1 protein-coding gene is annotated in these 277 nt (G+C 50.2%); it reads left to right on the forward strand.

Translation table 11 applies throughout. From position 1 onward, the window contains the following. On the forward strand, positions 1 to 277 hold a 277-nt coding region (locus tag ACIF8R_RS18380; protein WP_396482481.1), incomplete at both ends, for a hypothetical protein.

The following is a 277-nucleotide window of genomic DNA, read 5'->3' on the forward strand; positions in this document are numbered from 1 at the left end:
CGGTTGTAACTGTAGATACTGCAGCAGCGAACTTGCTTGGTGCGATTACAGTACCGGATGACTTAAACATTGATGGCATCATCAATGCATCAGAACTTGGCACAGACGGTAGCTTTAATGCCCGTGTTGCGTTGGGTCCGGATGCAGTAGTGGGCACTGTCGTGAATGTTAACGGCACTGACTACACCGTGAGTGCAACTGACCTGGGCAATGGCTATATCACTGCAGCGATTCCTGTAACTGCAGATGGCCCAATCACCATCCATGCACAAGCAGT

This window comes from Acinetobacter sp. ABJ_C4_1 (genome assembly GCF_044538495.1).
In the GTDB taxonomy this organism is placed as follows: Bacteria; Pseudomonadota; Gammaproteobacteria; order Pseudomonadales; family Moraxellaceae; genus Acinetobacter; species Acinetobacter nosocomialis_A.